This window comes from Variovorax sp. 20P10.2.4 (genome assembly GCF_058244205.1).
Genome location: NZ_JBZAYE010000387.1, coordinates 1 through 7,155 on the forward strand (window position 1 = coordinate 1; position 7,155 = coordinate 7,155).

A 7,155-nucleotide genomic window follows, 5' to 3' on the forward strand; every position below is an offset into this window, starting at 1 on the left:
ACCTTCGCCGTGCTGCACCATGCCGTGACCGGCGCCAACACCGCGCCGCCCGAGGTGGAGCCGGTCGCCGCGCTGGTCGCCACCGCCTACGACTACGCCGACTCGGCCGAGCACCGCGAAGGCATCGCCGCCTTCCTCGCCAAGCGCGCGCCCGATTTCTGACCCGCCTTTCGTTTTCCGCCTCCTGTGAAGTCCGACCGATGAAGAAGACCGCCAACGCCAACCTGTTCGCCGCCCTGCGCGCGGCCTTTCCCGCCGACCTCGATGCCATCGCGGTCGAGACCGACAACGGCCTCGCGTACTCGTGGCGCGACCTCGACCGCGCGAGCGCGATGATCGCCAACCTGCTCGATGCGCTGAAGCTCGAGAAGGGCGCGCGCATCGCGGTGCAGGTCGAGAAGTCGGTCGAGGCGATGCTGCTGTACCTCGCGACCCTGCGCGCGGGCTATGTGTTCCTGCCGCTCAACACCGCCTACCAGAGCGCCGAGATCGAGTACTTCATCGGCAACGCCGAGCCCGCGGTGGTGGTCTGCACCAGCCGCAACGCGGCCTGGGTGGCGCCGCTGGCCACGGCCGCCGGCACCCGCCACGTGTTCACGCTCGACGACGACCGCAGCGGCACCCTGCTCGAGGTCGCGGCCAGTTGCAGCGACGTGCACAAGCCGGCCACGAAGTCGGCCGACGACCTGGCCGCGATCCTCTACACCAGCGGCACCACCGGACGCAGCAAGGGCGCGATGCTCACGCACGGCAACCTGCTGTCGAATGCCGAAGTGCTCAAGGACTACTGGGGCTGGACCGAGGGCGACGTGCTGATCCACGCGCTGCCGATCTTCCACGTGCACGGCCTGTTCGTGGCGCTGCACGGCGCGCTGCTCAACGGCAGCAAGATCCTCTGGTTCTCGAAGTTCGATCCCAAGCGCATCGCCGCGAAGCTGCCCGAGGCCACCGTGTTCATGGGCGTGCCCACGCTCTACGTGCGCCTGCTGGCCGAGCCCGGCCTCACGCGCGAGGCGGTGCGCAACATGCGGCTGTTCGTCGCGGGTTCTGCGCCGCTCTTGATCGAGACCTTCGACGAGTGGCGCGAGCGCACCGGCCACACCATCCTCGAGCGCTACGGCATGAGCGAGACCATCATGCTAACCTCGAACCCCTACCGCCCCGAGCAGGGCGAGCGCCGCGGCGGCACCGTCGGTTTCGCGCTGCCGGGCGTGCAGCTGCGCGTGCGCGACGACCAGGGCCGCGACTGCACCACCGACGAGATCGGCGGCATCGAGGTCAGCGGTCCCAACGTGTTCGCGGGCTACTGGCGCATGCCCGAGAAGACCAAGGAGGAGTTCACGGCCGACGGCTTCTTCAAGACCGGCGACGTGGGCAAGATCGACGGCCGCGGCTACATCACCATCGTCGGGCGCAGCAAGGACCTGATCATCAGCGGCGGCTACAACGTCTATCCGGCCGAGATCGAGGGCTACATCAACGAGATGGCCGGCGTGGCCGAGAGCGCGGTGGTCGGCGTGCCGCACCCCGACTTCGGCGAGGTCGGCGTGGCGATCGTCATCGCCAAGCCCGGCGCCACGCTCGATGGCGACGCGATCGTGGCCGAGCTCAAGGCGAAGCTCGCGAACTTCAAGATCCCGAAGCGCTGCTTCATCGTGCCGGAGCTGCCGCGCAACACCATGGGCAAGGTGCAGAAGGCGCTGCTGCGCGGCGAGCACAAGGGCTTGTTCGCCTAGTTTTTTTCTAGGCCTCGGGCGCGTCCTTCGCGCGCCTGAACACGATGTCCTCCACCATCGGCTCGAAGGGCACCGCGATGCGGTCGATGCGGCCCGCGCGGTCGTAGAGAAAGCTCAGCGCGAGGTTGTCGGGGTGGAACACCGTCGGCCGGTCCGGCGTGACGAACATGTCGTAGTGCCAGTGCGTGAGCGCGCCGGCGGCGCCGCGCCAGTGCCAGGCGAGGTGGTCGCCCTCGTGCGCGATCTCGATGCAGCCGTAGGCCGGATGCTCGTAGCGGCCCGCATATTCCTCGAGCGCATGGCTGGGCTGTGTGCCGGTGCGGCGCCGGTCGGTGCGCGCCTTCTCGTCGATCCGCTGCTGCACCAGGTCGGCGCGGCGCTTCGTGAGCAGCCGCTGGAACCAGTCGACCGGCTCGCGGCCCGCGATGCGATCGAGCGCCGAGAAGGTGAGGATCGAGGGCACGGCACCCGGCGCGCGGTTGGTCAGCACCGCCACGCCCGCGCGGCGCGAGGGCACCACGGTCATCAGCGTGGCCCAGCCGAACCACGAGCCCGAATGCGCGAGCGTGCGGTCGCCGCGGTAGTTCTCGCAGAACAGGCCCAGGCCGTAATGCGAATCGCCGATCTCCGCATGTTCGGAGCGCGACATCCAGGCGCGCGGCATGCCCATCTCGCGCACCGTCTTGGCCGACAGCAGCGGTGTGTCGCCCACGCGGCCTTCGTCGAGCAGGCAGCGCATCCACTTCGCGAGATCGGCGGCGCTGGCATTGAGCCCGCCGCCCGCGGCCGTCGGCACCGGCCACAGCTGCGCCGGCACGGGATCGCCCTCGACCATGGTGTGCGGGCGGGCCGCATCGGCGGCCGCCACCAGCGCGTCGATGCCGAAGCCGTAGTGCGTGAAGCCCAGCGGTTTGAGCAGCCGCTCGGTCACGAAGTCCTGCCATCCCTGTCCGCTGAGGCGCTCGATCACGATGCCCGCGACCATGTAGCCGAGGTTCGAGTACTGGAAGGCCTCGCGCAGTTCGCGGCTCGGCACCAGGTGGCGCAGCAGCGGCAGCATCTGCGCGCTCGTCAGGTCGGCCGGCATGTGCAGCCAGTCGTGGCGCGGCAGGCCGCTGAGGTGGCTCAAAAGGTCGCGCACGGTGAGCTGCGCGGTCGCCACCGCATCGTGCAGCCGGAACTCCGGAATGACTTCGCGCACCGGCCGGCTCCAGGCGAGCCGGCCCTCGTCGACCAGCAGGCCGAGTCCGGCTGCGGTGAAGGACTTGGTGATCGAGCACAGCAGGAACTGCGTGTCGGCGGTCACGGGCTCGTTGCCGCGCAGGTCGCGCACGCCATAGCCCTTCAGCAGCGAGACCTCGCCATCTTCGATCACCGCGAGCGCGAGCCCCGGGATCTTCCATTCCTTCATCGAGCTTTCGACGAGGCTTTCGAATTCGCGCCACATGATCGGGGTCCTAGGGTTCGGGGCGCGAATCCTAAGGCATCCGTCATGCGGCGCTCTCAACCCATGCCGTTCATCAGTCCCGTGCGCGCATGGCAGTTGATGTATTCGTAGCGCTGCTCGTCGGCCTTGAGCACCGACACCTCGTGGTACACGCGCAGCTGCAGCTGGAAGTTCAGCGCCTGCACGTAACGCATGAAGCTGCCGAAGATCGCCACGTGGGTCGGATGCGATTCGGCCCAGCGCTCCATGTCGGCCAGCGAGCGCCAGAAGCTCAGGCCGAAGGACTTCTGCAGCGGCGCGCCCTGCGCATCGAGATGCTGCATGTAGCGGTTGCTGTAGCAGCCGATCGCCAGGCCCTGGTCGCGCAGGAAGTCCATGCCTTCGCACAGCACCGGCTCCATCTCCTCGAGGTAGAGCGTGCGTTCCTGGCCGGTGGTGTCGGTCCATTCCTGGCCCGAGCGGATCATCGCGACGTGTTCGTGGCCCGCGATGCGCACGCGCCGGCCCGGCGCGGGCGCGGCGCCGATCGCCGCGCGCGTGCCCGAGGGCGACATCGGATCGGTCTGCGACAGCGGGATGCGGTCGCGCATCGATCCCCAGTAGCCATGCTCCTGCAGCTCGCCGCTCACGCCGCCCATGGCCACGCCGATGCCCTCGAGCCGGTCGGGCGTGTTGAACATGGTCTCGAAGTGCTGCACGCGCGGCGACACGATCTCGCGGAAATAGCCCAGGCCCTCGTGCAGCCGCTCGTCCGATTGCCACCAGCCGTCGACCTCGGGCGTTGCACTCCAGCGCGCGAAGGCCGCCGGGTCGGTCCAGTAGGCGATCGCGATCATGTTGTCGTGGCCCTCGGCATCGACATAGTGCGTGAGGTCGTGGTGCAGCGGGCCGTCGGGCCGCGCGAAGTCGCGCGCGATGCGCATCAGCGCGGCGCAGGCGCGGCCCTGCTGCGCGGCGCCGAGCGACTGCACGCCGAAGTAGCCCATCACCACCTGCGTGACCGCGCGGTCGGCGCGGGCCGACCAGACGGGGTAGGGCGGTGTGTAGTCGTCTTCCACGCGGCGGGTGCGCGTGCGCGGGCACCTCAGGTGCTCGTCGATGGCGGATTCCATGGCGCGGCTCCTTCGTGCGCGCTCAGGCCTCGACCGGCTCGGCCGCGTTGCCTTCCGGCACGGGCGTGAGCTGCACCACCACGGGCTCGCGGCGCGTCTTGTTGAGCAGCAGCTGCGTGACGTCGGGCCGCGAGTAGTGGCCGCTCGGATCGGCCGCGGCCTTCGCGAGCGAGATCATCCCGAGGTCGATGTCGGCGATCACCAGGCCCTCCTCGGTCTCGGGCAGCGGCGTGCCCAGGGCCGAGCCGTCGGGCCCGTAGATGCGCGCATGGCCGCCGCCCACGCCCAGCATCTGCTGCTTGCCGGCGTCGGTGCACATCAGCTCGCTCATCGCCTTCGACACCGTGGCGCAGGGCGCGAGCACGAAGCAGCCGCCCTCGACCGCATAGACCTGGCTGGCGGCATTGTTGACCTCGGCGCCCAGCGCGTTGGCCGCGCCGCGGTAGAGCGAGAAGCTCGGCCAGGCGGCGCAGTGGATCTGCTCGTTCTGCGAGTACATCGCGTACTTGCTCAGCGGCTGCAGGTGTTCCCAGCAGCACAGCGAGCCGATGTTGCCGATGGCGGTGGGCACCACGTGCAGGTCGGCGCCGTCGCCTTCGCCGAACACGGTGCGCTCCACGTGCGTGGGCTTGAGCTTGCGGCGCGTCTGCGCCACCTGGCCCTGGTCGTCGATCAGCGCCTGCGCGATGTAGAGGCTGCCCGCGGCCTTCTCGCTGAAGCCGAACGAGAGCCAGATCGAATGCTGGCGCGCGGCCGCCTGCAGCCGCTCGAACTCCACCGAGCCGATCACCAGCGAGTTGTCGTGGTAGCGCTGCACGAACTGCATGCCCCAGGCCGGCGAGTCGAGCCAGATCCACCACGGGTAGCCGGGGATCCAGGTCTCGGGAAAGGCGATCAGCTTCACGCCCTGCGCGGCGGCCTGCGCCATCAGGGCGATGGTCTTGTCGATGGTGCCGTCGAGGTCGAGGAACACAGGCGCGGCCTGCACGGCGGCGACGCGGAGCTTGGGATGAACGGTGGTGGGCATGGCGGGGCCTTTCGGTGGAGAACGTGGATTCGCCGCGGCGCTCCGGCGCGGGTTTGCGCGGTGGCATGCGGGTTGCTTGAAGCGTAAATTCGCCGCCTGCGAACGCCTTGACCGCAACTTGCGGCGTTCTTGTTCCTGCGTTGCATGCCCGCCGATCCCCGTTTTTCGAGATGCCACCGATGAACACGCTGCTCAGCACCGATGCCGTTGCGCGATCGCAGCGGCTGGCCTACTGGACCGACATGATCTGCAATGTCTATGTGCAGCTCGGTTGCGATCCGGTGCGGCCCGACGAGTCCGAGGACTTCGAGGGCAGCATCCGCCAGCACACGCTGCCCGGGCTCGACGTGTCGGTGGTGCGCTCGGGCCCGCAGAAGGTGCTGCGCACCTCGGGCCACATCGCGCGCTCGGGCGACGACTACTTCCTCGTGAGCATCCAGGCCCAGGGCCGCGGCGTGGTGCGCCAGGACGGGCGCGACGCGGTGCTCGAGGCCGGCGACTTCGCGCTCTACGACAGCACGCGGCCCTACCAGCTGCTGTTCGACGACCGCTTCGAGCAGATCGTGCTCAAGCTGCCCGGCGACCGGCTGCGCAGCGAGCTGCGCGAGACGCACGCGCTCACGGCCACCACCGTGTCGGGCCGCCAGGGCGCGGGCCACCTGCTGCTGGGCATGATCCGCACCCTGCGCGAGGACATCGAGACGCTGCAGCCGGCCTCGGCGCTGGCGGTGGCCAACGGCGTGCAGAACATCCTGGTGGCGGGGCTGCAGACCCTGCCTGCCGCCAGCGCGCCCTCGCTCAGCAGCCTCACGGCCTACCACCTCGCGCGCGTGAAGCGGCGCATCGAGGAACAGCTCGGCGATCCCGCGCTGTCGGTGGGCAGCCTCGCGGCCGAGCTCGGCGTGTCGGCCAGCCAGATCCACCGTGTCTTCAAGAGCGAGCCGCTGACGCCCGCGCAGTACATCTGGGAGCGGCGGCTCGAGGCCTGCAGCCGCGACCTGCTCGAGCCGCGCCTCGCCGGCCGGCCGGTGGCCGAGATCGCCTATGGCCGCGGCTTCAACGACGCGGCGCATTTCAGCCGCGCGTTCAAGGAGCGCTTCGGCTGCTCGCCGCGCGAGTGGCGGCAGCAGCGCGTGCAGTAGACCCTACTGCTGGACCAGCAGCACCGAGATGTCGGTCTCGGCCACCACCTTGGTCGCCACCGAGCCCATCAGTGCGCGGCCGAACAGGCCATGGCCATGCGTGCCGAGCACGATCAGTTCGGCCTGCGCGGCAGCGGCCGCCTTGAGGATCTCCTCGGCCACGTGGCCGTGGCGCGCGTCGATGCGGAAGTTCGACACGCCGTTGTCGGCGAAGTATTGCTTCACCGGGTCGACCACCTTGGCGCTTTCCTCGGCGTAGTAGTCGGCGACCGCCTCCTTGCTGAGGTGGCGCGCCACGTTGGCCGAGATGCCGGTGCAGACATGGACCACCACGAGCTCGTGGCCATCCACGAACATGTTGCGATGGGCGATCAGGTAGGCGAGGGCCTTCTGGGTGAAGGCGCTGCCGTCGGCGGCGATGAGGATTTTCATGCGTCCGTTATAGGACCCGCACCGGGCCGCCGCAACGAAGTCAACACCGTTTGCGGGTGCTTGCGGCTCAGGCCGCCTGCCGCGCGCGCCGCAGGTGGGCGCGCAGCGCGGCATCGAAGCGCTCGGGCTGGTCGATGTTCGGCAGGTGGCCCGCGTCGGGAACGATCTCCAGAGAGGCGCCGGGAATCTCGGCCTGCAGCTCGCGCATCGCATCGGGCAGGCCGCCGTCGTTGGCGCCCGCGATCAAGGTCGTGGGCAC

Annotated in this window: 7 protein-coding genes; 2 read left to right on the forward strand and 5 right to left on the reverse strand. The window is 69.5% G+C overall.

Going from position 1 to position 7,155, the window contains the following annotated elements; all coding sequences use genetic code 11:
* Window positions 1-200 precede the first annotated feature (200 nt).
* Window positions 201-1,736: a malonate--CoA ligase gene (locus AC27VN_RS27760; RefSeq protein WP_431509153.1), complete on the forward strand. Its 1,536-nt coding sequence runs from the start codon at window positions 201-203 to the stop codon at window positions 1,734-1,736.
* A 7-nt stretch (window positions 1,737-1,743) separates the two neighbouring features.
* On the opposite strand, the gene AC27VN_RS27765 is transcribed toward AC27VN_RS27760, so the two are convergent.
* From AC27VN_RS27765 to AC27VN_RS27775, 3 genes are read right to left on the reverse strand one after another with little or no spacing between them, the layout of a single operon-like run.
* Window positions 1,744-3,183: a serine hydrolase gene (locus AC27VN_RS27765; protein ID WP_490878619.1), complete on the reverse strand. Its 1,440-nt coding sequence runs from the start codon at window positions 3,181-3,183 to the stop codon at window positions 1,744-1,746.
* 56 nt (window positions 3,184-3,239) lie between these two features.
* The gene (locus tag AC27VN_RS27770) at window positions 3,240-4,295 is read right to left on the reverse strand and encodes a phenylacetaldoxime dehydratase family protein (protein WP_490878620.1); all 1,056 of its coding nucleotides are present in this window, start codon (window positions 4,293-4,295) and stop codon (window positions 3,240-3,242) included.
* A gap of 22 nt (window positions 4,296-4,317) precedes the next feature.
* Window positions 4,318-5,322, reverse strand: a complete 1,005-nt coding sequence (locus AC27VN_RS27775; protein ID WP_093342366.1) for a carbon-nitrogen hydrolase family protein — start codon at window positions 5,320-5,322, stop codon at window positions 4,318-4,320.
* Between the two features lie 179 nt (window positions 5,323-5,501).
* Here AC27VN_RS27775 and AC27VN_RS27780 point away from each other — a divergent pair, with 179 nt between their 5' ends.
* Window positions 5,502-6,464, forward strand: coding sequence for an AraC-like ligand-binding domain-containing protein (locus AC27VN_RS27780; RefSeq protein ID WP_490878621.1), 963 nt, complete (start codon window positions 5,502-5,504; stop codon window positions 6,462-6,464).
* A gap of 3 nt (window positions 6,465-6,467) precedes the next feature.
* Here AC27VN_RS27780 and AC27VN_RS27785 read toward each other — a convergent pair whose 3' ends face one another.
* Entirely contained in the window at window positions 6,468-6,896 is a 429-nt protein-coding gene (locus AC27VN_RS27785) for a universal stress protein (protein WP_093342362.1), read from the reverse strand.
* Between the two features lie 67 nt (window positions 6,897-6,963).
* Window positions 6,964-7,155 (reverse strand): alpha/beta fold hydrolase (locus tag AC27VN_RS27790; RefSeq protein WP_490878622.1); only part of this gene is annotated, 192 nt, incomplete at its 5' end.

Excerpts from the sequence above, each read along its gene's own strand:
- AC27VN_RS27760 (WP_431509153.1), top strand. The coding sequence starts at position 201 with ATGAAGAAGACCGCCAACGCCAACCTGTTCGCCGCCCTGCGCGCGGCC.
- AC27VN_RS27765 (WP_490878619.1), bottom strand. The coding sequence starts at position 3,183 with ATGTGGCGCGAATTCGAAAGCCTCGTCGAAAGCTCGATGAAGGAATGG.
- AC27VN_RS27770 (WP_490878620.1), bottom strand. The coding sequence starts at position 4,295 with ATGGAATCCGCCATCGACGAGCACCTGAGGTGCCCGCGCACGCGCACC.
- AC27VN_RS27775 (WP_093342366.1), bottom strand. The coding sequence starts at position 5,322 with ATGCCCACCACCGTTCATCCCAAGCTCCGCGTCGCCGCCGTGCAGGCC.
- AC27VN_RS27780 (WP_490878621.1), top strand. The coding sequence starts at position 5,502 with ATGAACACGCTGCTCAGCACCGATGCCGTTGCGCGATCGCAGCGGCTG.
- AC27VN_RS27785 (WP_093342362.1), bottom strand. The coding sequence starts at position 6,896 with ATGAAAATCCTCATCGCCGCCGACGGCAGCGCCTTCACCCAGAAGGCC.